Origin of the sequence: Streptomyces sp. NPDC127197 (assembly GCF_042672405.1) — a bacterium.
Classification (GTDB): Bacteria; Actinomycetota; Actinomycetes; order Streptomycetales; family Streptomycetaceae; genus Streptomyces; species Streptomyces flavusporus.
Window position 1 is genome coordinate 22428 of sequence record NZ_JBHXVG010000051.1, and the last position, 23007, is coordinate 45434.

General features: G+C 72.1%; 19 protein-coding genes and 1 pseudogene. 10 read left to right on the top strand and 10 right to left on the bottom strand.

What is annotated here, in order from left to right; genetic code table 11:
- Both ACFVJQ_RS40295 and ACFVJQ_RS40300 read right to left on the bottom strand, forming a co-directional pair.
- Positions 1–591, bottom strand: coding sequence for a (2Fe-2S)-binding protein (locus ACFVJQ_RS40295; RefSeq protein ID WP_385790808.1), 591 nt, complete (start codon positions 589–591; stop codon positions 1–3).
- On the bottom strand, positions 591–1481 hold the full coding sequence (locus tag ACFVJQ_RS40300; protein WP_385790810.1) for an FAD binding domain-containing protein: 891 nt from the start codon (positions 1479–1481) through the stop codon (positions 591–593). The genes ACFVJQ_RS40295 and ACFVJQ_RS40300 overlap by 1 nt, the downstream gene beginning before the upstream one ends.
- A gap of 366 nt (positions 1482–1847) precedes the next feature.
- Here ACFVJQ_RS40300 and ACFVJQ_RS40305 point away from each other — a divergent pair, with 366 nt between their 5' ends.
- Positions 1848–3521 carry a PucR family transcriptional regulator gene (locus tag ACFVJQ_RS40305; RefSeq protein ID WP_385509749.1) on the top strand — a complete coding sequence of 558 codons (1674 nt, stop codon included), beginning with the start codon at positions 1848–1850 and terminating at the stop codon, positions 3519–3521.
- Between the two features lie 128 nt (positions 3522–3649).
- Positions 3650–4423 carry a hypothetical protein gene (locus ACFVJQ_RS40310; RefSeq protein WP_385509748.1) on the top strand — a complete coding sequence of 258 codons (774 nt, stop codon included), beginning with the start codon at positions 3650–3652 and terminating at the stop codon, positions 4421–4423.
- A gap of 56 nt (positions 4424–4479) precedes the next feature.
- Here ACFVJQ_RS40310 and ACFVJQ_RS40315 read toward each other — a convergent pair whose 3' ends face one another.
- Positions 4480–5274, bottom strand: a complete 795-nt coding sequence (locus tag ACFVJQ_RS40315; protein ID WP_385790813.1) for a GntR family transcriptional regulator — start codon at positions 5272–5274, stop codon at positions 4480–4482.
- Between the two features lie 168 nt (positions 5275–5442).
- On the opposite strand from ACFVJQ_RS40315, the gene ACFVJQ_RS40320 reads away from it, so the two are divergent.
- Positions 5443–6291 carry a (2Fe-2S)-binding protein gene (locus ACFVJQ_RS40320; RefSeq protein WP_385790815.1) on the top strand — a complete coding sequence of 283 codons (849 nt, stop codon included), beginning with the start codon at positions 5443–5445 and terminating at the stop codon, positions 6289–6291.
- A 187-nt stretch (positions 6292–6478) separates the two neighbouring features.
- Complete coding sequence (locus ACFVJQ_RS40325; protein WP_385509745.1) at positions 6479–7525, top strand: DUF2637 domain-containing protein; 1047 nt, start codon at positions 6479–6481, stop codon at positions 7523–7525.
- Between the two features lie 69 nt (positions 7526–7594).
- On the opposite strand, the gene ACFVJQ_RS40330 is transcribed toward ACFVJQ_RS40325, so the two are convergent.
- Both ACFVJQ_RS40330 and ACFVJQ_RS40335 read right to left on the bottom strand, forming a co-directional pair.
- Positions 7595–8023 (bottom strand): ATP-binding protein, encoded by a 429-nt coding sequence (locus ACFVJQ_RS40330; protein WP_385790817.1) that lies wholly within the window; start codon positions 8021–8023, stop codon positions 7595–7597.
- A gap of 159 nt (positions 8024–8182) precedes the next feature.
- Positions 8183–9565 (bottom strand): protein phosphatase 2C domain-containing protein, encoded by a 1383-nt coding sequence (locus tag ACFVJQ_RS40335; RefSeq protein ID WP_385790819.1) that lies wholly within the window; start codon positions 9563–9565, stop codon positions 8183–8185.
- 314 nt (positions 9566–9879) lie between these two features.
- Between ACFVJQ_RS40335 and ACFVJQ_RS40340 the strand changes: the two genes are divergently transcribed.
- The 3 genes and pseudogenes from ACFVJQ_RS40340 to ACFVJQ_RS40350 all read left to right on the top strand — a co-directional run bounded on the left by ACFVJQ_RS40340 (position 9880) and on the right by ACFVJQ_RS40350 (position 11890).
- Positions 9880–10863: a helix-turn-helix domain-containing protein gene (locus ACFVJQ_RS40340; protein ID WP_385790821.1), complete on the top strand. Its 984-nt coding sequence runs from the start codon at positions 9880–9882 to the stop codon at positions 10861–10863.
- Between the two features lie 52 nt (positions 10864–10915).
- Positions 10916–11398, top strand: coding sequence for a DUF456 domain-containing protein (locus tag ACFVJQ_RS40345; protein ID WP_385790823.1), 483 nt, complete (start codon positions 10916–10918; stop codon positions 11396–11398).
- Between the two features lie 71 nt (positions 11399–11469).
- Positions 11470–11890 (top strand): annotated as a pseudogene (locus tag ACFVJQ_RS40350) (PPOX class F420-dependent oxidoreductase).
- On the opposite strand, the gene ACFVJQ_RS40355 reads toward ACFVJQ_RS40350, so the two are convergent.
- The 5 genes from ACFVJQ_RS40355 to ACFVJQ_RS40375 all read right to left on the bottom strand — a co-directional run bounded on the left by ACFVJQ_RS40355 (position 11868) and on the right by ACFVJQ_RS40375 (position 18174).
- Entirely contained in the window at positions 11868–12356 is a 489-nt protein-coding gene (locus ACFVJQ_RS40355; RefSeq protein WP_385790825.1) for a methylated-DNA--[protein]-cysteine S-methyltransferase, read from the bottom strand. The pseudogene ACFVJQ_RS40350 and the gene ACFVJQ_RS40355 overlap by 23 nt on opposite strands.
- Positions 12353–13744 (bottom strand): DNA-3-methyladenine glycosylase 2 family protein, encoded by a 1392-nt coding sequence (locus tag ACFVJQ_RS40360; RefSeq protein ID WP_385790838.1) that lies wholly within the window; start codon positions 13742–13744, stop codon positions 12353–12355. The genes ACFVJQ_RS40355 and ACFVJQ_RS40360 overlap by 4 nt, the downstream gene beginning before the upstream one ends.
- 63 nt (positions 13745–13807) lie before the next feature.
- Complete coding sequence (gene rsgA / locus ACFVJQ_RS40365; RefSeq protein ID WP_385790827.1) at positions 13808–14899, bottom strand: ribosome small subunit-dependent GTPase A; 1092 nt, start codon at positions 14897–14899, stop codon at positions 13808–13810.
- Between the two features lie 248 nt (positions 14900–15147).
- Positions 15148–16638, bottom strand: a complete 1491-nt coding sequence (locus ACFVJQ_RS40370; RefSeq protein WP_385790829.1) for a cellulose binding domain-containing protein — start codon at positions 16636–16638, stop codon at positions 15148–15150.
- 216 nt (positions 16639–16854) lie between these two features.
- Positions 16855–18174 carry a radical SAM protein gene (locus ACFVJQ_RS40375; RefSeq protein WP_385509736.1) on the bottom strand — a complete coding sequence of 440 codons (1320 nt, stop codon included), beginning with the start codon at positions 18172–18174 and terminating at the stop codon, positions 16855–16857.
- Positions 18175–18393: 219 nt separating this feature from the next.
- Here ACFVJQ_RS40375 and ACFVJQ_RS40380 point away from each other — a divergent pair, with 219 nt between their 5' ends.
- The 3 genes from ACFVJQ_RS40380 to ACFVJQ_RS40390 all read left to right on the top strand — a co-directional run bounded on the left by ACFVJQ_RS40380 (position 18394) and on the right by ACFVJQ_RS40390 (position 22858).
- On the top strand, positions 18394–19638 hold the full coding sequence (locus ACFVJQ_RS40380) for a D-arabinono-1,4-lactone oxidase (protein WP_385790832.1): 1245 nt from the start codon (positions 18394–18396) through the stop codon (positions 19636–19638).
- Between the two features lie 127 nt (positions 19639–19765).
- Positions 19766–21010, top strand: a complete 1245-nt coding sequence (locus ACFVJQ_RS40385) for an ROK family transcriptional regulator (protein WP_385509733.1) — start codon at positions 19766–19768, stop codon at positions 21008–21010.
- 18 nt (positions 21011–21028) lie between these two features.
- A complete protein-coding gene (locus ACFVJQ_RS40390; RefSeq protein ID WP_385790834.1) occupies positions 21029–22858 on the top strand; it encodes a glycoside hydrolase in 1830 nt (609 codons plus the stop codon).
- Positions 22859–23007 lie beyond the last annotated feature (149 nt).

Below are 23007 nucleotides of genomic sequence, written 5' to 3' on the forward strand. Positions count from 1 at the left end.
TCAGACCGCCTCTCCCTGCCGGGCGGCCGCCAGGCGGACCGCGTCCATGATCTTCTCGTAGCCGGTGCAGCGGCACAGGTTGCCCGAGAGCGCCTCGCGGATGTCCGCGTCGGTCGGGTTCGGGTTGCGCTCCAGCATCTCGTCGGCGGCGACCAGCAGGCCCGGGGTGCAGAAGCCGCACTGGACGGCGCCGGCGTCGATGAACGCCTGCTGGACCGGGGAGAGTTGGGTGCCCTCGCCGGTCTGGGAGTCGCTGGGCTTGGCCTGCCACCCCTTGGCCTCATCCAAAGATGTGCCACATTCCGCAGAAGTGTCACATTCTTCGGAACCACAGGTCCGCTGCCGGGCATACTCCGCGAGCCCCTCGACGGTGACGACCTCCCGGCCCTCCACCTGACCGGCGGCGACCAGACACGAACACACCGGCACGCCGTCCAGCCGGACCGTGCACGACCCGCACTCACCCTGCTCGCAGGCGTTCTTCGAACCCGGCAGTCCGAGCCGCTCGCGCAGCACGTACAGCAGGGACTCGCCCTCCCACACGTCGTCGGCTTCCTGCGGGCGGCCGTTGACCGTGAAACTGACGCGCATCACGCGACTCCCTCCGTGCGTGCGGCGGTGCCGCGGTACGACTCCCAGGTCCAGGTGAGCGTCCGGCGGGCCATCACGCCCACCGCGTGCCGGCGGTAGCTCGCGGTGCCCCGGACGTCGTCGATCGGGTTGCAGGCGGCGGAACACAGGTCCGCGAACTGCTTGGCGACCGACGGGGTGATGATCTTTCCGTTGTCCCAGAAGCCGCCCTCTTCGAGCGCCGCGTTCAGGAACTCCTCGGCGGCCGTGGCCCGGATGGGCGTCGGGGCGGCCGAGCCGATCCCCGTACGGACGGTCCGCGTCTGCGGATGCAGCGCGAGCCCGAAGGCACACACGGCGATGACCATCGCGTTGCGCGTGCCCACCTTCGAGAACTGCTGCGGCCCGTCGGCCTTCTTGATGTGCACGGCGCGGATCAGCTCGTCGGGCGCCAGGGCGTTCCGCTTGACGCCCTGGTAGAACTCGTCGATGGGGATCAGGCGGATGCCGCGCACCGACTCGACCTCGACCTCGGCGCCGGCCGCGAGGAGGGCGGGGTGGGCGTCGCCGGCCGGGGAGGCGGTGCCGAGGTTGCCGCCGACGCCGCCGCGGTTGCGGATCTGCGGGGAGGCGACCGTGTGCGAGGCGAGGGCGAGGCCCGGCAGCTCGGCGCGCAGGCTCTCCATGATCTGGGAGTACGGGACGGAGGCACCCAGGCGCACGGAGTCCTCGCCGACCTCCCACTCGGAGAGGTCGCCGATGCGGTTGAGGTCCATGAGGTACTCGGGCCGGCGGTGGTCGAAGTTGATCTCGACCATCACATCGGTGCCGCCCGCAATCGGCACAGCGGTGGGGTGCTCGGCCTTCACGGCGAGCGCCTCCTCCCAGCTGGCGGGGCGAAGGAAGTCCATGACCGGCTCTCTTCTTCGTCTCGTGAGTCGTACAGATTGAGCCAATCCGTGTGCGGCGGGCCCGGCTCGTTCATGTGCTCTTAACGCGGATCGACGTCAGTACACAGCGCCGTACTCCGGCAGGGTCAGTCACCGAAACCATGAAGGAGTTGGCTGGCCAGGGCGGTCATCTTGTAGATTCGTATGAATGGAGGTCATCAGTAACCTCCTGGTTTTCCTGTGGAAACGTGCAGGAACAGTCACGTGACCAGGGACACAGCGCGGGAGACGGCGAGCACCGCTCGACCGCCCACCGAACGGGCCTCTCACCGGCGGACCCGTCAAGATCCATCGTAGTTTTCGAGACAAAGAACGGCGGCGACGAGAATGCGGCTGCGCGCACTGCTGGACACCGACGCGCTGGGCCTCAAGCTGCTCGGCGGCGAGGACGAGCTGGACCGCACCGTGCGGGGCGTGATGACCACCGACCTGCGGGACCCCAGCCGTTACCTCTCCGGTGGTGAGCTGGTGCTGACGGGTCTGGCCTGGCGCCGGGGCGCCGCCGACTCGGAGCCTTTCGTACGGATCCTGGTGCAGGCCGGCGTGGCCGCCCTCGCGGCCGGTGAGGCCGAGCTGGGTGATGTGCCCGAGGACCTCGTCCAGGCCTGCGCCCGGCACCGGCTCCCCCTCTTCGCCGTGCACGAGTCGGTGGCCTTCGCGACGATCACCGAGCACGTCGTACGGCAGGTCTCCGGCGAGCGTGCCGGAGACCTGGCGGCCGTGGTGGACCGGCACCGGCGGATGATGACCTCGGGCCCGGCGGGTGGTGGCCCGGACGTGGTCCTGGACCTGCTCGGCTCGGACCTGGACCTGCGTGCCTGGGTGCTGTCGCCGACGGGTCGGCTGATCGCCGGCCCGAAGGCCGGGGGGCCCGGGCTGTCCGCGGAGGCGTGCGCGAAGCTGGCGGCCGAGCACCTGGCGGCCGCCCGCACCGGCCGCCGCGGCCCGCACCGGATGATCCTCGGCAGTACGACGTACTCCCTCTTCCCCATCCGCAGCAGCGGCCGCTCCCCGCAGGGCTCCCGGGACGTGCGCGAGACGGTGCTCTCCGACTGGCTGCTCGCCGTGGAGGCGGACGCCGGTGACTGGGCGGAGGAGCGGCTCGACCTGCTGCACGGCGTCACCCAGCTGATCGCGGTCGAACGGGACCGCCGGGACGCAGCCCGCACGGTACGGCGACGGCTGGCCCAGGAGGTGCTGGAACTGGTCCAGACAGGCGCCGCACCCGCCGAGATCGCCGCCCGTCTGCGCGTCGCCGCCCCGGTCCTGCTGCCCGGCCTCGGCACCGCCCCGCACTGGCAGGTGGTCGTCGCACGGGTCGAGTGGGACGGTGAAGGGATCGAGGCGGGCCCGGTGGCTCAGTCCCTCCTGGAGGAGATCCTGGTCGACCCGCTCGCCACCGGCCCCGAGCCGTCCGACCGCATAGCCGTGGCGCACACGGGCGACGAGGCGATCGCGCTCGTCCCCCTCCCGGCGGTGTCGACGGAGCACGACGGCTCCGAGACCGGCGTCCTGGCGGACGCGCTCCTGGCCTCCGTACGTGACCCCCTGTCGGCGGGCCTCGACGACGACGGCCGGGTCACGCTCGGCGTCAGCGCGGCGGTCCACTCGGCCGAAGGCCTGCGCGGGGCGCTGGAGGAGGCCCGGCACGCCCGCCGGGTGGCGGCGGCCCGCCCCGGCCGGGTCTGCGCGGCCGGCCACCACGAGCTGGCCTCGCACGTCCTGCTGCTCCCCTTCGTCCCCGACGACGTACGCCGCGCCTTCACCGCCCGCCTCCTGGACCCGCTGCGTGACTACGACCGCCGGCACCGCGCCGAACTGATCCCGACCTTGGAGGCGTTCCTGGAGTGCGACGGCTCCTGGACGCGCTGCGCGTCCCGCCTGCACCTGCACGTCAACACACTGCGCTACCGGGTCGGACGAATCGAGCAGTTGACGAGCCGCGACCTGTCCCGCCTGGAGGACAAGCTCGATTTCTTCCTGGCGTTGCGGATGAGCTGAAACCCGAGGGGCCGAGGAACCCCACTACTTTGTGAATTCCTTCACCCGCCCCCTTGGCCGGGCAGCTGAATTGGTGCTGAAATGCGGCCACCACTCAACAGCTCAATGGCGTGCTCGGGGAGGGCAACGTGGCGCATACCGCCATGTCTGGTACCGGAACGACCTCAGACGACGATCCCCTCCAGACCGCGGTGTGGCGGTTGCGCTCGCGGGCGTGCTGGGCCGACGCGGCGGCCCTGCTGCCGCCGACCACCGCGGCCGCAGCGCTCCAGCGGGCCGCGCTGCTGGTCGAACGGTGCCTGTACACCGAGCAGGGGTGGGAGGAGGCCGAGGACGCGCTGCGGACGGCGGAGGCTCTGGCCCACACCGACGAGGAGCGGGGGGCGGCCGCTTGTGAACGCGGGCAACTTGCCTACGCGGCAACGCTGCACGGGGTGCGGGACCGGGCCGACGAGGCGCGGGCCGCGCTGGGGCGGGCGGCGGCGCTGATCCCTCCGGGGGCCACGGGGCGGGCGCTGCTGGACTTCCGGCGCGGGCTGCTCGCCGAGAACCTGGCGCACGCGCCGCAGGCCGCGCGGGCGGCGTACCGGCGGGCGCATGCGGGGGCGGCGGCGCATGCCGACGCGTTGCTGCTCTCCTTCACCTGGCGGCACCTTGCCGGACTCGCCCTGCGGGACGGGGAGTTGGCCGAGGCCCGGAACGGCTTCGCCGAGTCCCTGCGGATCCGGGAGGAGTTGGGCTACCTGGTCGGTACGGCGCCGGCGCTGGTGTCCCTGGCCGACGCGGAGACGGAGCCGGAGGCGTCCCGGCTGCGGGAGGAGGCCCGTCGGCTGTTCCGGCTGCTCGGGGGCGTACCGACGTGGCTGGAGCCCCGGTTGGCACCGCCGGCGGCGACGGCGTAGGCATCAGACGGGGCACCGGACGTGGGTGGGCCGCGCGGTCCGGTGCCGCCGCGCTCTCACCGCGTACCGGCGAAGTGCACCCGCACCAGTGCCCGTACGGCGTCCAGGTCCCGTGCGATCAGGGCGTCCAGCAGGGCCGCGTGCTCGGCCGCATCGGCGACCAGGTCCGACCGGCCGGGGGAGGTCGCGGCTCCCACCAGCGGCCACTGCGTCCGGCGGTGCAGGTCGTCGGCGATACGCACCAACTGCTCGTTCCCCGCGAGCGACAGCACGGCCCGGTGAAAGGCCCGGTCGGCCTCCGCGTACGTCGCCCGGCAGCCGGACGACGCCGCGCGGACCGTTGTCTCGGCCGACGGCCTGAGCTCCGCCCAGCGTTCCGCGGGAACCGTACGCGCCAGCCGCAGGATGACGGGGACCTCGATCAGCCCCCGGACCTCGGCCAGTTCGGCCAGTTCCCGGGCGTCCCGCTGGACCACCCGGAAGCCGCGGTTGGGCACGACCTCGACGGCGCCCTCCAGGGCGAGCTGCTGCATCGCCTCGCGGACGGGTGTCGCGGACACCCCGAACCGTTCGCCGAGCGCCGGCGCCGAGTACACCTCGCCGGGCCGCAGCTCCGCCGTCACCAGCGCGGTCCGCAGGGCATCGAGGATCTGCCCGCGCACGGAGGCCCGCTGGACCACGGGCCGTGGGATGGGCTGCTCACTGTGCGTGTGTTCACCGCGCACCGCACCGGCCGAGTCGGCCCGTTCCCGGTCGACGTCCGCGGCCCCGGGCTGCGACGGCATCCGCACCGCCGGGGCCGGAAACTCCGGAACGCCCGTCTCGGCGGAGCCCTGCGTGCCCTGCTTCACGGGGTCCTCCTCCGGACGTTTCGGTACTTGCTTCGGTACTCGGGTCATTACGGCGGCTTGTTACTCGTCCGTCAAGCACCTTAGGCGCAGAAGCCACCGGTTCAAACCCGGACTGGGGTTCGGTAAGGTAAGGCTTACCTTCAACCCACTGGGAATCGGTGATCCCGTATGCCTGTGCCCCGTTCGGCCGTCGCGGACGCGTACGCCCGTCTGACCGAGGTCCTCCCCGGGCTCGCCATCACGGAGCCGGACACCGGTGACCCCCTCCCGAGCGGTGACGGATGGATCACCGCCGCCTCGCTCGCAACAGGCGGGACCGGCCTCGACGCCTTCCTGGCCTGGGACGACGCACAGGTACAGAGAGACTACGGACAGCAGGCCCGCCCGGATGTGGTCGCAAGTTTCGGCCTGCACCGGTACGCCTGGCCGGCCTGCCTGCTGATCACCGTGCCATGGTTCCTGCACCGACGCGTCCCCCGCTTTCCCGTGACGCATGTCTCGTACAACCGGACCGTCCCCGGCCTCTCCATGGGCCGCCTGGCGGCCCGCCCGGACGGCTTCGCCTGTCTGCCCGGCGACCCGGCCGCCGCCCTGCCCGGCGCCACCGTGGTCGCCGACGAGGAGGCGCTGCGGGCCGAGCTGCGGGCGGCGGTCGCCGAGCACTTCGAACCGGTCCTCGCCGCCTTCGGCCCGCGCATGCGGCGACGCGGACGCGCGCTGTGGGCCACGGCGACCGACGAGATCGTGGAGGGGCTCTGGTACGTCGCCGATCTCCTCGGCGAGCGGGAGCGGGCGAAGCGCGAGCTGGAGCTGCTGCTGCCGGGTGCCACCAAGCCGTACGTCGGTTCGGCGGCGTTCCGCGAGCTGACCGGGCCGAACGGCGAGTCGCTGCCCACCCGGGACCGGGCGAGCTGCTGCATGTTCTACACCCTCCGCCCCGAGGACACGTGCACCACCTGCCCGCGCACCTGCGACGCGGAACGGGTCGTCAAACTGGTGGCGGCCGTGGCGGGTTGAGGCCGCGCCCACAACTCCTCAATCGAACTCAACTCCCATCTTTCAAGCGGCAGTTCGAGCTGAACGCCGCCGCAGGCATCCCCTTGCACTTCGTTGGCGGCCTCTTGCCCCGAAACCCCCTGAGGACCGGCGGGTTTGGGCCACCATGGCGGGCGTTACGCCCTATCCCAATGCAAGGGACCCCCAGATGAGATTGACCGACATATCGCTGAACTGGCTGCTTCCGGGCGCCGTACTGCTCCTGGGCATGCTGGCGGCGGTGGCGGTGCTCCGGCGCGGCAAAACGGCCGCGGGGAAGGACACGAGCGCGGACGACTCGTGGGAGCGTGCCGAAGAGCGCCGCAGGCGCAAGGAGGCCATCTACGGCACGGCCTCCTATGTGCTGCTGTTCTGCTGCGCCGCGGTCGCTGCGGCCCTGTCCTTCCACGGCCTCGTCGGCTTCGGCCAGCAGAACCTCGGCCTGACCGGCGGCTGGGAGTATCTGGTGCCGTTCGGCCTGGACGGCGCGGCGATGTTCTGCTCCGTGCTCGCGGTGCGCGAGGCCAGCCACGGTGACGCGGCGCTCGGCTCCCGGATACTCGTATGGACGTTCGCGGGCGCCGCGGCCTGGTTCAACTGGGTGCATGCGCCCCGGGGCGCCGGCCACGCGGGTGCCCCGCACTTCTTCGCCGGCATGTCCCTGTCGGCCGCCGTGCTCTTCGACCGAGCGTTGAAACAGACCCGCCGGGCCGCCCTGCGCGAACAGGGACTGGTCCCGCGTCCGCTGCCGCAGATCCGGGTGGTCCGCTGGCTGCGGGCGCCCCGCGAGACGTACAAGGCCTGGTCGCTGATGCTTCTGGAAGGCGTGCGCACCCTCGACGAGGCGGTCGACGAGGTGCGCGAGGACAGGCGGCAGAAGGAGGAGGCCCGGCTGCGGCGGCGCGAGCAGCAGCGGCTGGAGCGGGCCCACCTCAAGGCGATCAGCCGGGGCCACGGCCGGGGTTTCGTCGGCCGCGGCGGTGGCCGGCAGGTGGAACTGCCCGCCGTGGAGCAGGGCGCCGAGCGGCTCTCCGCGGAGCCTGCCATATCGGCGCCGGAGCAACTGCCCGTCCGCGCACGGCCCTCGCTCCAGCCCGTGCGCAGCGGTTCTGAGACAGTCACCGTGGACCTCACCGCGGAGGACGACACCATGGCCCTGCCACGCCTGGACTCCCTGGAGCGCAAGCTCAAGGACCTCGAGCAGCAGTTCGGCTAGAACGCCGCACCTAGGAGCGCAGGAACGGGGGCGCGGCACACCGACGTGGCCGCGCCCCCGTCCCGTTCGTCATGCGGCGTCCGCGTCGAGCTCGAACCACACCGACTTGCCCACCGCGTGCGGCCGTACGCCCCACGCGTCCGCGAGGGACTGCACCAGCACCAGGCCCCTTCCGTGCGTCGCCTCGTCGGCCTTCGGTGCGCACAGCCGGGGCCGGCAGGCCATGAAGTCCCGTACCTCCACTCGCAGTCCACCGGGTCCGACGGTGGCCGTCAGGACCGCGTCGTGGTCGGTGTGGACGATCGCGTTGGTGACGAGCTCGCTGGTGAGCAGCTCCGCCGTCTCGGACCGGCCGGGCCCTCCCCAGTGTCGTAACAGTTCACGTAGTTCCCTGCGGGCCTGTGGGACCGCCCGCAGGTCCGCCCGGCCGAGTCTGCGCCTCAGTTGGGGCGTCTGCGCCCGCCCCTTGGCGGCGCCCCGTCGTGCCTGCCTCTCCATGTCCCCCGCCCGCGTGCCGATGTCGGTTCCCCTCCTGCTCGAACACGTTCACGGAGATCCATGCCCCGTCGGCAACGGGCCAGTCATGCGGAGTCGTCAACGACCAGGTGTTCGGGGAGACTGGCCGATTTCGTACGCCGTGGCGCCGCCGGACAGGCCCTAGAGCGCCTCCCAGACGGCCGCCGCCGTACGGTCGTCGGCGTAGCCCTTGACTCTCACCTGGGTGTCGGCGAGGAAGGCGGCGAGGCCCGGCGGCTCCGGGTGGGACCACCGCTGAGTGAGATGGGCGGGCAGCTCCGGCTCGCCGCGCAGCGGGTCGGCGAGGCCGCCGGTGCACATCAGGAGCGTGTCGCCCGGCCGGGCGACGGAGGCGCGGAAGCGGAAGGGTTCACGGGGTGGCTCGGGGGGCGGGTCGTACGGGGTCGGCGGTGTCGGGATGCCGAGGTCCATGGTGAGCCGGTCGCCCTCCGGTGTCTCGGACGGCAGCGATCCGAAACCCACCACGGGCTCGCCGGTCACCTCGGTGACCTGGGGTTCTATGTCCTGCCAGGCACCGTCACGCAGCCGGAACAGTCCGCCCGCGCCGACGCCGAAGAAGACGCGGGTACGGCACTCGGGGTCGGCGGGCAGGAGCAGACAGCGCAGGGTGGCGGCGTACTCGTCGGGCTTCAGGCCCTGTTCGGCGGCGCCGGCGCGGAGTCTGCCGAGGCTGCGGTCGGTCAGACGGTGCAGTCCGGACTTCAGGTCGCCGCGCCGGCCGGCCCGGATGTCCTCGGTGAGCCGCGGATGGCTGCGGCCGACCGCCCGGCCGATCCACCGGCACAGCTCGGCGGCCGCGCGGTGTGCCCCGGCCGTGGCCCGCGCGCCGGTCGCCATCGCCACCAGCACCAGCGCCTCGTCGCCGCTGCCGAAGCGGGCGGTGAGCAGCGAGTCGCGACGCGGTTCGCCCCGGTACCGCGCGGAGTCCCCACGCACCGAGGCCGCGCGCAGGGTGCAGGCCCCGTACCGGGCGCCGTCCAGCACGGTGTCGGCCACCAGATCGCCGAGGTCGTCGGGATCGGCGGGAGGGAGGGCAGTGGGCTCGGCCTCGTAGGTGGGTGGGCCGGAGCCGACGTGATGCAGGGTCGGGGCGACGTGCCTGGCGGGGGCGGGCTGCTGCGGGGGCGTGTCGGAGAGTTCGCGGGGTGGGGGTGCGGCGGTGGTCGTGGACGGGGTGTCTGCCGAGGTACCGCCCCCGGTCGCCGAGGCGGTGGGGCCCTGGGGCGCGGACGGGAAGGTGTCCGGACCCGGCGGTGCGGCGGTCGGCGGCTCCCAGGGGGCACGCCGGCGTACGCCCGAGCCGTCCCTCGGTTCCGGGACGCGGGTGTCCGGATGGTGGGTGCGGTTGCCGTCGGTGTCGCCCACTGCTCCGGCCGCGGAGGCGAAGCGGTCGTCCAGCGAGTCCGGTGTGCGTGTGGGGCCCGTGTCCTCGGTGGAGTCGTCGTACAGCTGCCCCCACCAGTCGTCGGAGTGACCGGTGGGCCTTCCCCCCTGCTGGCTCATGCCCCCAATTGTCCACCGCACGGGCCGCATGAAAACGGGGCATCCGGAAAATGCGGCGCGACACTCCGCACCGAACCACGTGTCGGGTGAACTGTCGAACGGACACGCGGGAGAGGTCGCCAGGCGGCTCCACCCCCCACAGGAGAGCCGCCCGGCGACGTCGGGAGACCCGGCCCCCCGTCTGCGCCGGTGGCCCCACCTTGGCAGAGTTGCGGGAGGTACGGCGATGATGTGCCCAGGCGGTTTTGCGCCGTGGCCGGTTTCCGCCACGGACCGCACCGCGGGGTCTGGTTTCCGGGGAGGGACGACGGCTGATGCTGGCGGCGATAGGGCTGGACGAGACACACGAGGGGGCGTACCGGGCACTGGTGGCCGTGGGCGCTGCCGACGTACCCGATCTCGCCCGGCGGCTGACGCTCGGCGAGTACGACACCGAGCGGGCGCTGCGCCGGCTGGAGCGGCACGGGCTGGCGGCCCAGTCCTCCGGGCGGCCCGGACGCTGGGTGGCGGCCCCGCCGGGGGTGGCGCTCGGGGCGCTGCTCGCCCAGCAGCGGCACGAACTGGAGAAGGCGGAACTGGCCGCTGCCCTGCTCGCCGAGGAGTACCGGGCGGCGGCGGCCGAGCCGGCCGTGCACGACCTGGTCGAGGTGGTGATCGGCGCGGCCGCGGTCACGCAGCGGTTCCTGCAGTTGCAGCTCGGCGCTAGTGACGAGGTGTGCGCGCTGGTCACCGGCAACCCGGTGGCCGTGACCGGGATGGAGAACCACGCCGAGGAGCAGGCGGCCGGCCGGGGAGTGCGCTACCGGGTCGTGGTCGAGCGCTCGGTACTCGACCAGCCGCACGGACTCACCGAGTTGGGCGCGGCGCTCGGCCGGGACGAGCAGGTGCGGGTGGTGGACCAGGTGCCGACGAAGCTGGTGGTCGCCGACCGGGCGCTCGCGCTGGTGCCGCTCACCTCGCCGACCGCGGAACCGGCCGCGCTGGTGGTGCACGCCAGCGGGCTGCTGGAGCTGCTGTCCGGACTGTTCGAGTCGGTGTGGCGGGACGCGCTGCCGCTGCGGATGGGCAGGTCCGGCGTCACCGTGCAGGACCCGGACGGTCCCGACGGCACCGATCTGGAAGTCCTGTCGCTGCTGCTCGCCGGGCTGACCGACGCGAGCGTCGCGAAGCAGCTCGACCTGGGCCTGCGGACCGTGCAGCGCCGGGTGAAGCGGCTGATGGAGCTGACCGGGGTGACGACCTGGCTGCAGCTGGGCTGGCATGCGTACGAGCGGGGCTGGGTGGTGCGGGACCGATAAAGGTCCTGTCCGGGGACCTGCGAGTTCGGGCCGGCTCCGGCACGCTGGGCAGATGGGAGTGTGGGAGCTCCTGCTGGCCGGGCTGGTCATGCTGCTCGGCCTGTGCGGAGTGCTGGTGCCTGGCGTGCCCGGGTCGTGGCTGGTGTGGGCCGCCGTCATGTGGTGGGCGTTGCTGGATCCGCGGCCGGCCGCCTGGTTCGTGCTCGTCGGCGCCACCGTCGCACTGCTTCTGTCGCAGGTGGTGCGCTGGGCGCTGCCGCCCCGCCGGCTGCGGACGAGCGGCGCCACACCGCGGATGGCGGTGTACGCCGGAGTCGGCGCGTTCCTCGGTTTCTTCCTCGTCCCCGTGGTCGGCGCGATCCCCGGCTTCATGGCCGGCATCTACGTCTGCGAACGGCTCCGCCTGGGCCGGCACGGCGAGGCGCGCGCGGCCCTGCGCACGGCGATGCGCTCGGGCGGCTCCAGTGTGCTGGCGGAGCTGTTCACCTGCCTGCTGATCATGGGCGCGTGGCTGGGCGTGGTGATCTGGGCCTGACCCGAACCAGGTCCTGCGTCCTAGGTCCGCGAGCCGATGTACCCGGTGCGAAGGCATGGTTGGCTGCGGGTATGACCGAGTTCAGCGAGGCCGAGTGGGCGTATCTGAAGTCGCAGCGGCTGGGGCGGCTGGCCACCGTCGACCCCCGGGGGGCAGCCGCAGGCGAACCCCGTCGGGTTCTTCCCGCAGGACGACGGGACGATCCTGATCGGCGGCCTGGCCATGGGCCGCACCAAGAAGTGGCGCAACCTGCAGCGCAACCCGAGGCTCGCCCTGGTCGTCGACGACCTGGTCAGCGAGCGGCCGTGGCGGGTGCGCGGCGTCGAGATCCGCGGGGAGGCGGAGCTCCTGACCGGCCCGCACGGGCTGGGCCCGCACTTCAGCGAGGAGGTGATCCGCATCCGTCCGGAGTGGGTCCACAGCTGGGGGCTGGAGGAGGACGACCGGAGCACGTCCCCTCAGCCACGCGTCAGAGCACGCCCTCCAGCGTGAGCAGTTGCACCTTTCGGTCGAGGCCGCCCGCGTAGCCGGTCAGTGAGCCGTCGGCGCCGATCACGCGGTGGCAGGGGCGGAGGATCAGCAGCGGGTTGGCACCGATCGCGCCGCCGACAGCCCGTACGGCGGCCCTGGGGGCACCGATCCGGGCCGCGATCTCGCCGTACGTGGTGGTGGCGCCGTACGGCAGTGAGTCCAGGGCGGCCCACACCCGCTGCCGGAACGTGGTGCCGTCGGTGTGCGCCGGCAGCCGGAACTCCTTGAGCTCGCCGGCGAAGTACGCGGCGAGCTGCTCCTCGGCCTCGCGAAACAGCCCGGGGTCGTGCAGCCAGCCGTCCTGGACGGTGCGGCCGCCCTTCTGGCCGGGCACGGACAGGGATGTCAGTGTGCCGCTCGGGTCGGCGGTGAGGAGCAGCTCGCCGAGCGGGCTGTCGACGGTGGTCCAGTGGGTCGGGGTGGTCATCGGTACTCCAACTCCCCTGCTGTGCACAGGTGTTGTACGGCGTACGAGCGCCAGGGGCGGCAACTGTCGGGAACGTCCATGTCGGGCGGTGCCGCATCGGGGTCACCCAGGGCGCGGGTGCGGATGGCGACGACGGTGGCGCCGTCCAGGCCGGGCAGGGCGAGCAGTGCCGCCTGTGCGTCGTCCCGGTCGGCGCCCGGGTCGAGCCGTACGGCGCCGTCGGCGAGGGCGGCGGTGAGCGCGCCCAGGGTGCCGCCGGGCTCGGCCTCCGCGAGGACGGCCGGTTCGGGGAAGATGTGGGTGAGGGTGCCGCACGGGACGTCGAGGGCCTTGCCGTACCGCTGTACGAGCTGCTCTGCCGCCGGTCCCACCAGCGCGCGGATCGCCAGCTCCTCCGGGTCGGCGGCGCCCGGCGAACGCAGTCCGGGCCGCGCGGCGACCAGCGGCGCGAGCCGCGGGTCGGAGCCGAGCCGTTCGTCGACGGCGTACGGATCGGCGTCGAGGTCGAACAGCCGCCGCAGCCGCTGCACGGCGGTGGTGAGGTCGCGCAGGTCGGTGAGGTGCAGCCGCGCGTCGAGCCAGCCGCCCCGGTGGCGGGCCGAGCCGGAACTCCCCGGCCGCTCGTCGACCGCGACGATTCCCGTGCCGTAGGGCAGGCGGAGCGTACGGCGGTAGGTGCGGCCGCCGGGCGCCCCGCTCGCCTCCTCGATGCCGGGCACCGCCTCGCGGGCCAGCAGGTCGAAGACGGCACCGGCGTGGTACGGGCCCCGGTGGGCGAGCCGCAGCAGGATCCCGGCGCTCGGGGTGTCCGCCCGCCGGGCCGGGCGGCGCTGGGGTGCGGCGGCGCGCAGTTCGCTCGGTGTCGACGCGTACACGGCGCGGATCGTGTCGTTGAACTGGCGCACGCTGGCGAACCCGGACGCGAACGCGATCTGGGTGATGGGCAGATCGGTGGTCTGGAGCAGCACCCGCGCGGTGTGCGCCCGCTGGGCCCGGGCCAGCGCGACGGGGCCGGCGCCGAGCTCGGCGGTGAGCTGGCGCTGCACCTGCCGGGCGCTGTAGCCGAGCCGCGCGGCAAGGCCGGCGACGCCTTCCCGGTCGACGACGCCGTCGCCGATCAGCCGCATGGCCCGCCCCACGACGTCGGCCCGCGCATTCCAGTCGGCCGAGCCCGGCACCGCGTCCGGCCGGCACCGCCGGCAGGCCCGGAACCCCGAGCCCTGCGCGGCGGCGGCCGTCGCGAAGAACCGCACGTTGTGCCGTTTGGGCGTCACGGCGGGACAGCTCGGCCGGCAGTAGATGCCGGTCGTCTCGACGGCGAAGAAGAACGCCCCGTCGAATCGCCCGTCCCTGCTGCGCACGGCCTCGTACCTGCTGTCTTCGTCCATCACGCTGTCCAGTCTCCGCCGTGGGGAGCGGAGCCGCTGGCGGAAATCGGACGTGACGTTGGTCTACATCCAGCGCCCCCGCTTCGCCTCCATCGCGGCGCGCCCCTGCGCACCTTTCCTCTTCCAGTCCTTGCGGATCTCCGCACGCAGCCGCGCGTCGGTCTTGGCCACGATCCGCTGGTTCTCCCTCAGGAGCTTGCGGTAGCTCTCCAACCGTCGCACGGGCAGTTCCCCGGAGTCGATGGCGCCCAGCACCGCGCACCCGGGCTCGGACTCGTGGGCGCAGTCGTGGAAGCGGCAGCGTTCGGCGAGCTCCTCGATCTCGGAGAACACCTGCCCGACCCCGGTCTCGGCGTCCCAGAGACCCACACCCCTGAGCCCCGGTGTGTCGATCAGCACACCGCCGGCCGGCAGCAGGAGCAGGTTGCGCGTGGTGGTGGTGTGCCGGCCCTTGCCGTCCACGTCCCGCGTGGCCTGCACGTCCATCACGTCCTCGCCGAGCAGCGCGTTCGCGAGCGTCGACTTGCCCGCGCCGGACTGCCCGAGCAGTACGGACGTACCCCCGGAGACGACCGCTGCGAGGACCTCGAGCCCGTCCCCGTCGAGCGCGCTGACCGCGAGCACCGGCACGCCCGGCGCCGTCGTCTCCACGTCCTGCACGAGGTGCGCGAGCGTCGCCGCGTCCGGCACCAGGTCGGCCTTGGTCAGGACGACGACCGGCTGCGCCCCGGATTCCCAGGCGAGCGCAAGGAAGCGTTCGATACGGCCGAGGTCGAGGTCGACGGCGAGCGACACGGCGACGATCGCGTGGTCGACGTTGGCCGCGAGGATCTGCCCCTCGGACCGCTTGGAGGAGGTGGAGCGCACGAAGGCGGTACGGCGTGGCAGATACGTCCGTACGTAGCGGGGGTTGCCCGCGGGTTCGACGGCGACCCAGTCGCCGGTGCACACGACCCGCAGGGGGTCGTGCGGGGTGACGAAAGCGGTGTCGGCCCGCAGGACGCCGTCGGCGGTGACCACGTCGCACTGACCGCGGTCCACCCGGAGCACACGTCCGGGCAGCAGCCCTTCGGAGTCGTACGGGGCGAACGTCTCCGCCCATGCCTCGTCCCAGCCGTAGGGAGCGAGCGCGGCGGAAGCAGAAGTGGAAGTCAAGGGTGACCCTTCACAAGGGTGGCCCCGGCGGGCGCGCGGATGTGCGGCGCGCGAAAGATGTCGGGTGTCAGCCGGTGGCCACGGAGGTGGACTTGATGAACTTCTGGATGCGGGCAGCGCCCATCGCAGTGACAGCCATCGGTCGACACCTCCTCAACGCACACTCGACGGTACGGCGGCGGCCGCGGGGCCACCGCCTGATGCGGCGTAACTCTAGCCGGGCACGGGGACGGCCCGTCAAAGCATTTTCAGGCCTTGGCGCAGTCCTCCCCGTTCAGCGTGAACCCGTACGCCGGTGAGTTCTTGCCGCGCCAGGACGACAGGAAGCCGAAGGAGATGTTGCCGTCGGCGGGGACGGACCTGTTGTAGTCGGCGGCGTCGACGACGACGCGCGCGCCGTTCTGGGTGAAGCTCGCGTCCCACATCTGGCCGATCCGCTGGCCGTCCCGGAAGGACCAGGCGACCCGCCAGTCGTCGAGGGCGTGCTCGGTGGTGACGGTGACGGTGGCCTGGAAGCCGTCGGGCCACTGGCCGACGAGGTCGTACCGGACCTGGCAGGCGGCCGGTTCGTCATCGGCCGGGCCGGTGTCCGCCGGAGTGGTGGAGGTGGAGGTGCCCTGGGGTTCCGGGTCGGGGTCCTCGTGCCGTGTCGGCTGGTCGGACCCCTCGCGGTCCGACGGCTCGGGCGACGCGGACGCCGGGTCGGAGGGGCGGGGGTCGGCGGACGGTACGGAGGGGCGCGGGTCGGCGACGGGCTGGCGGTCGGCGCCGTCACCGGATGCCGCGGCGTTGTCGCCGGTGCCGCCGCGGGGCATCAGGGTGACGGCGAGGGCGAGCAGGGAGACGAGAGCGGCGGCGACGAGGAGTCCGTTGCGCAGGACGCGTGCCTTGTCGGCACCGGCCCGCGCGGCCTCGTCGTCCGGGTCGCCCGCGTCGGGGCGGCCGGAACCGAGGCGCACCTCGGCGGCCCTGCGGCGGCGTTCGAGGTAGGCGAGGCCGCCCCAGCCGATGACTCCGCCGGCCAGGGCGCCGGGCAGTCCGCCGCCGTGCAGCCGCAGGCAGGCCGCGGCCTCCGCGCACTGCACACAGCGGGCGAGGTGCCGGGAGAGGTCGTCGGGGGTGTCGGCGATCGGCGAGCGGGTGATCGCGTCGAGCAGCCGGGCGTAGCTGCGGCACTGCGGGCTCAGCGGCGTGTCGAGGTGGTTGCGCAGGCAGCGGTCCCGGAACAGGCCGCGTACCTCGGCGAGTTCCTCGGCGACGCCGGACGGGTCGAGGCCGAGCCGGCGGGCCACCACCGGCAGCGGCAGCGCCTCCACCTCGGCCAGCCACAGCAGTTCCGCGTCGGGTCCCTGCATGTCGCGCAAGGCGCGCAGGGCGAGCGGGCGGCCGAGCGGGGGTCCGGTGTAGCGGGCGGCCTGCTCGGAGTTGAGCCACAGGCGCAGTTCGGGGTCGAGGCGGTGGCCGTCGCCCTGGCTCTCCCAGTCGGCCGCCGTGGTGCGGACGGCGGTCAGCAGCAGGGCGATCCGCGGCAGTCGGGGGGCCCGCCGACCACCGCTCCGGTGCGTTCCGGAGTCGGCGGAGCGGGCCTCACGTATACCGTGTGCGAACGCCTCCCGGGCGAGCTGTGTCGCCGCCGCGGAGCCGGACGTGCACAGGTCGGCGTACGAGAGCACCGTGTCCCAGCACTCGGAGAACAGCGCGGCCTCGGCGGCGTCCTGGGGGGTCGGCAGGTCGGGCATGAGTCTCCTGCATCCACATGCGAGGTCAACTCACCATATTGGAAAGGGAGTTGGGGGGAACCTCGGGGCGGGTCAAGAGCTTTTCACGGTTCCGACACAACTGACAAGCCGCGTATTCAAATCCCCCCTGCGTTCCGCCGTCCACGCATCGGCGCTCTGTGACTCATACGGATGGGAGGCCGGAACGTCTCGATCCGGCCTCAGGGTATGTCCGTCCTACACCTCTGCCGGCTCCTGCGCGGGCAGGCTGTCCATGAAGGAGCTCACCGAGAAGACCGCACGGCCGGGTCCGGGCGGGCCGTAGCCGGGGGGTGAGGAGAGACCGAAGTCGTCCATGGTGGCGCGGTAGGCCTCCAGCAGCCGGATGTGGTACTCCAGCGGCGCGCCCTGCGGGTTGGCCTTGCCGAGCGGTGTCGTGGGCTCGGGACACCAGGTGGTGAACCGGGGCGTGATGCCGTGCGACATGAAGAAGCGCAGGCCCTCGGTGGTCGACTCGATCGCCTCGTCGACCGTCGTGAAGCCGAAGGGCTCCGCCATCTCCACGCCCGCGACGAAGTTGGGGATGACGTTGCGCGCGCCGAAGATCTCCGCCGAGTCGAGGATGCGCTTGTGCCACTCGTCGCGGCCGACGTAGCGCTCCTTGCCTGGGCAGTACAGCTCGAACAGACGCCGGTCCCACACCTCGAAGTTGGGGTGGTAGATCTGCACGCCGTAGTCCTTGAAGCGCTGCACGTCGTCCTTCGGCAGCGCCTGGGCCACGACCTTGCCGATCCACCGCCCCGGGAAGCGTTCCTCGATGGCCTTGGCGTAGTGGCCGTAGAAGTCGGCCTCGTCGCGTCCGGCGACCGTCTTGGTGATCGCGCCGCCGGTGAGCGTGTAGGCGGTGGACGCCTTCGCGGTGTCGTACCGGTCGATGATCTCCAGGGCCTCGAGGACCTCCTCGACGTCCTTCACGCCCGTGTACGGCCGTCCGGCGGCCTTGTGCTGGCGCCAGTTGTGGTTGATGTCGCAGTACTGGCACTCCTCCTTGGCGCCGAAGTACTGGCAGACCCGGAAGACGGTGAGGTAGATCAGGTAGCCCCACTGGATGGTCGGCGCGACCTCCATGACGGACTTTCCGTTGGAGAGCGTGTGCCGGTAGTACTCGGGCATCGGCGGCACACCGACGTCGGCGATGCGCTTGCCGTCGAGGTAGAGCCCGAGCAGGCCCTCGTCGTCGGCGGCGACGTGGTACGGCGAGGACGGGTTCACGCGCACGGACACGACGGTCCGCCGCAGGTCGTACGGGCCGCCGGTGAGGATGATCTCCTCCGGCGGACGCCGCAGCGCGGCCTCGCCCAGCTCGGGCAGGGTGCCGTGGTCGAAGGAGAAGATGAAGTACGACTTCGGCTTGACCTCGCCGCCCTCGTTGTCGCTGAGCGCGGACGGGTCGAAGGCCACACCTCCGCGGAGCAGGTCCTCTTTGAAGACGGCCTCCCGCGGCACATGCGGGAAGCGCTCCATCAGATCCTCGACGAGCGCGGTGCGGCTGCCCATCCCGTGTCTCCTCCCTATGGCGATTCCCTGGTGCGACGTTCGACTCCTCACGGTATGCCCCCTGCCTCCTCAGGTGTGCAGCCGGGTCCGGCAAGGCATGGACGTGTCCGACATTTCGGGGACCTCGCGACCCCTGACCGGCGCCCACCGCATCAGCGCCGGTCACGGCAGTGATGTGATGGCCCCGACGTTCTCGACACCTCGGGGAGGGGCCGCCGTATGACCGGGACCGTGACCAACTGGGCCGGCAACATCACGTACACCGCCAAGGAGCTGCACCGCCCGCGCACGCTGGACGCGTTGCGCTCGCTCGTCACGGACAGTGCGCGGGTGCGGGTGCTGGGCAGCGGGCACTCCTTCAACGAGATCGCCGATCCCGGCGCCGAGGGCGCGCTGGTGTCCCTGACCGCGCTGCCGCCTGAGATCGACGTCGACACGACGGCCCGTACGGTACGGGTCTCCGGTGGCGTCCGGTACGCGGAACTGGCCCGCCGGGTGCACGACCACGGTCTCGCCCTGCCCAACATGGCGTCCCTGCCGCACATCTCGGTGGCCGGCTCGGTGGCCACCGGCACCCATGGCTCGGGCGTCGGCAACGCACCGCTGGCGGCCGCCGTACGGGAGGTGGAGCTGGTCACCGGCGACGGTACGACGGTGACGATCGGCCGGGGTGAGGAGCGGTTCGGCGGTGCGGTCACCTCGCTCGGCGCGCTCGGCGTCGTCACCGCGCTCACCCTCGACCTGGAGCCGGCGTTCGAGGTCGAGCAGCATCTGTTCACCGAACTGCCGCTGGCCGGTCTGGACTTCGAGTCGGTGATGGCGGTGGCGTACAGCGTGAGCCTGTTCACCGACTGGCGGGAGCCGGGGTTCCGGCAGGTGTGGGTCAAGCGGCGCACGGACCAGCCGCTGCCCGGCTTCCCCTGGGCGGCGCCCGCGACCGAGGCGCTGCACCCGGTGCCGGGGATGCCCGCCGTCAACTGCACCGGGCAGTTCGGCGTGCCCGGGCCGTGGCACGAGCGACTGCCGCACTTCAGGGCGGAGTTCACGCCGAGCAGCGGCGCCGAGTTGCAGTCGGAGTACCTGATGCCGCGCGCGTACGCCGTCGACGCCCTGGACGCGCTCGACGCGATCCGTACGGTCATGGCGCCGGTGGTGCAGACCTGCGAGGTGCGGACGGTCGCCGCCGACGATCAGTGGCTGAGCCCGGCGTACGGACGGGACACCGTGGCCGTGCACTTCACCTGGGTCGAGGACATGGCGGCCGTGCTGCCGGTGGTGCGGCGGGTGGAGGAGGCGCTGGAGGCGTTCGAGGCCCGGCCGCACTGGGGGAAGGTGTTCGCGGCGCCGGGGGCGCAGTTGCGGGAACTGTATCCGCGGCTGGGGGACTTCCGGGCGCTCGTGAAGGACCTGGATCCGGCGGGGAAGTTCACCAACGCGTTCGTGCGTGACTTTCTCTTGAGCTGACTTTCTCCACCCCCTTTCCTAACCCCTTGTCGAAAGGCGCCGCAGCCCATAGCCTTGCGCCGCGCCGGTGCCGACGTCGTCCCGGCCTGGCCTGGAAAGGATGGGGGCAGCTCCGGTGAGAACTCCGGTGAAGCGCACGTCACGCGACATCCGCACCGCGAACCGCTACGAGGTGCTGCGCCAGATCATCGCCGCGTCCCCCACCTCCCGGCAGGAGCTCGCCGCCGCGACCGGCCTGAGCCTCGCCACGGTCGCCACGCTCGTCGGGGAGCTGCTCGACCTCGGGATGATCACCGAGGTCGGGTTCGAGGACTCGGCGGGGGGCCGGCCGCGCGGGCTCGTGGCCGTCAACGCGGCGGGCGGCGCGCTGATCGGCGTCGACATCGCGGAGACGTACGTCCATGTCGAGCTGTTCGACCTCGCGCTGAACGTGCTGGCCCGCGCCGACGAGGACATGCGGCCCGGCGAGAGCCGCCCGGAGCAGGTGGTCAGCCATGTCGCCGCCGCCGTCGGCTCGGTGGTCGCGCAGGCCGGGATCGAGGGCGCCCGGGTGCTCGGTGTCGGGGTGAGCGTGCCGGGGCAGGTGGACCGCGACACCGGCATCTCCGAGTACGCGCCCAACTGGGACTGGCACGACGTGCCTCTGCTGGACCTGCTCGCCGAGCACATCGCCTACCCCCTCTACCTGGACAACCCGCTGCGCGCCTGCGCGGTGGCCGAGCTGTGGTTCGGGGCCGCGCGGGGCCGCGGCGACGCCGTCGTGGTCAACCTCGGGACCGGGGTGGGCGCCGGGCTCGTGCTGGGCGGCGGGCTGCACCGGGGCGTGAGCAACAGCGCCGGCGAATGGGGCCACACCACCCTGGTGCTGGACGGCCGGCTCTGCCACTGCGGCAACCACGGCTGCGTGGAGACCTATGTCGGCGCGCCCGGAATCATGCAGCATCTGCGGGAGTTGAGCCCCGGCAGCACCCTGCTGCACCCCGAGGACCAGACCGCCACCATCGACGCCCTCGCCCGCGCGGTCACCGCGAACGACCCGGTCGCCGTCAAGGTCGTCCGGGACACCGCCCGTTATCTGGCCGCCGGCATCGCCGACCTGGTCAACCTGTTCAACCCCGAAGTGGTCGTGCTCAGCAGCTGGGTCGCGGCCACCCTCGGCGAACCGCTGCTCGCCGAAGTGCGCGAGGCCGTCGCCCGGCATGCGCTGCGCCGGCCGCTGGCCGCCACCGAGATCGTCCTCTCCCCGATCCCCACCGACCCGGTCTCCCTCGGCGCGGCGACGTTCGCGCTCGAAGGGGCCCTCCAGTCCGTCGGGCAGAGGACCGCACGACGCACCACCCCCGCAAGGAGCCGTACCGCACCACCTTCATGACGACGGAAGGGATGCACGTTGCGCACCAGCAGATCGATCCTCACGACAGCCGCGGCCGCACTGGCTGTCTCCGGAGCCCTGATATCCGCACCCCCCGCAGGCGCCGCCGACTCCACACCCGCCCAGGTCTCCCCCCACGCCGCCCAGACCATCGACAACATCGGCGCCTCGGGCGCCTGGTGGGTCAACGACCTCAAGAACTTCGACCCGGCCGTCCAGGCCCGGGTGGCGAAGCTGCTGTTCTCCTCGAAGGGCCTGGACCTGAGCAGCTACCGCTACAACATCGGCGGCGGTGGTACGGCGGTCACCACACCGTCGCGCGCCCCCGAGGACTTCCGTAACGACGACGGAACGTACGACTGGAGCAAGGACAAGGGCGGCCGTACGTTCCTCAAGTACGCCGCCGCTTACGGCGTCGAGGATCTGATCGCCTTCGTCAACAGCGCGCCCGCCGAGTGGAAGACCAACGGCAAGAGCTGCGGCGGCTATCTGAAGGCGGAGAACGAGCAGGACTTCGCGGACTACATCGCCGACGTCACCGACCACTTCGCCACGCAGGGCGCGAAGTTCGACTACATCAGCCCCTTCAACGAGCCGACCAACAGCTTCGACAGCTGCGGCCAGGAGGGCATGCTCGTCGACGTCCCGCAGCGCGACGACATCGTGCGGGCGCTCGGCGCCGAGCAGCAGGCCCGGCACCAGAAGACCGGCATCATCGCCGACGAGTCCACCAGCACGGTGAAGTTCAACGACGAGGTCCCGCAGTGGATCTCGCAGCCGGGCACGGCGCAGTACGTCGACAAGCTGGCCCACCACACATACGACAACCCCTCCGACGCCAACCGGGCGAGGGTCTACGAGACGTCGAAGTCGGTCGGCAAGTCGTCCTGGTCCACGGAGATCTGCTGCTTCGGCAAGGGCGGCACGGGCTGGGCGCAGGAGTACGACCCGACGATCGACGGCGGCCTGAACCTCTCCCGCATCATCCACAAGGACTTCGCCGTCGCCCACGACTCGGCGTTCCACTGGTGGGTCGCCCTGTCGGAGATGATCGGCACCGACCCGTACGCGAAGAACGACCAGGGCTGGAACGACGGCCTGATCTACTACGACCCGAACTACGCCACCAGCGGTAACCAGACCCTGTACTTCACGAAGCGGTACTACGCGCTGGGCCAGTACAGCAAGTTCGTGAAGCCGGGTGCGGTCGCGCACAACGTCACCGGCGCGCCGAGCGGCGTCGAGGTGAGCGCCTATGACAGCAAGGGCAAGTGGGTGGTCGTGGTCAACAACCACAACGCCACGGAAACCGCCCTCGATCTGAACTTCAACAGCAGGACACCGCTGCGGGCGAGCAAGGCCGTGCGCACCTCGGCGGACGAGAACTGGGCGAACGTGGAGAAGCCGGCGGTGAGCGGTTCGACCGTTTCGACAACGCTTCCCGCCCGTTCCGTCACAACGTACGTGCTCGACCAGAAGGGCCGCGGCAGTTCGGCCGTCACCGGCGCCTGGCAGGGCGAGCAGTCCGACAAGTGCCTGACGGCGGACGCCTCCGGGGCCGCGATCGGTACGTGCACGGGCGGTGCGGAGCAGTCGTGGTCGTACGACGCGAAGGGTGCCCTGAAGGGCGCGGGCGGGTATCTGACGGCCGGGACCTCTGGCCTCACGACCGCCGCCGAGTTCACCGGAGACGCCACGCAGCGCTGGCTGCTGAACGGCAACGGGCAGATCGTGAGCGAGGCGTCCGGGAAGTGCCTGGACGTCAGCGGGCAGTCGACCGCCGACGGCAGCCGGGTGATCCTCTACAGCTGCACGGGCGGCACCAACCAGGCCTGGTTCCGGCAGTAGTTCATCCCTTGTGAGGACCGGCGGGGCCCCCCGGGGGGGGGGGCCCCCCCCCCCGGACCGTGGGGCGTAACCAACGGTAAAAAACCAAAGAAAAAGCGTAGGGCGGCCCCCATGCCCAACCAAAAACCAAAGGTTAAAAACCCCCCCCC

Coding starts and splice junctions, on each gene's coding strand:
- ACFVJQ_RS40295 (WP_385790808.1), bottom strand. CDS start 591: ATGCGCGTCAGTTTCACGGTCAACGGCCGCCCGCAGGAAGCCGACGAC.
- ACFVJQ_RS40300 (WP_385790810.1), bottom strand. CDS start 1,481: ATGGACTTCCTTCGCCCCGCCAGCTGGGAGGAGGCGCTCGCCGTGAAG.
- ACFVJQ_RS40305 (WP_385509749.1), top strand. CDS start 1,848: ATGCGGCTGCGCGCACTGCTGGACACCGACGCGCTGGGCCTCAAGCTG.
- ACFVJQ_RS40320 (WP_385790815.1), top strand. CDS start 5,443: ATGCCTGTGCCCCGTTCGGCCGTCGCGGACGCGTACGCCCGTCTGACC.
- ACFVJQ_RS40325 (WP_385509745.1), top strand. CDS start 6,479: ATGAGATTGACCGACATATCGCTGAACTGGCTGCTTCCGGGCGCCGTA.
- ACFVJQ_RS40330 (WP_385790817.1), bottom strand. CDS start 8,023: ATGGAGAGGCAGGCACGACGGGGCGCCGCCAAGGGGCGGGCGCAGACG.
- ACFVJQ_RS40335 (WP_385790819.1), bottom strand. CDS start 9,565: ATGAGCCAGCAGGGGGGAAGGCCCACCGGTCACTCCGACGACTGGTGG.
- ACFVJQ_RS40340 (WP_385790821.1), top strand. CDS start 9,880: ATGCTGGCGGCGATAGGGCTGGACGAGACACACGAGGGGGCGTACCGG.
- ACFVJQ_RS40345 (WP_385790823.1), top strand. CDS start 10,916: ATGGGAGTGTGGGAGCTCCTGCTGGCCGGGCTGGTCATGCTGCTCGGC.
- ACFVJQ_RS40355 (WP_385790825.1), bottom strand. CDS start 12,356: ATGACCACCCCGACCCACTGGACCACCGTCGACAGCCCGCTCGGCGAG.
- ACFVJQ_RS40360 (WP_385790838.1), bottom strand. CDS start 13,744: ATGGACGAAGACAGCAGGTACGAGGCCGTGCGCAGCAGGGACGGGCGA.
- ACFVJQ_RS40370 (WP_385790829.1), bottom strand. CDS start 16,638: ATGCCCGACCTGCCGACCCCCCAGGACGCCGCCGAGGCCGCGCTGTTC.
- ACFVJQ_RS40375 (WP_385509736.1), bottom strand. CDS start 18,174: ATGGGCAGCCGCACCGCGCTCGTCGAGGATCTGATGGAGCGCTTCCCG.
- ACFVJQ_RS40380 (WP_385790832.1), top strand. CDS start 18,394: ATGACCGGGACCGTGACCAACTGGGCCGGCAACATCACGTACACCGCC.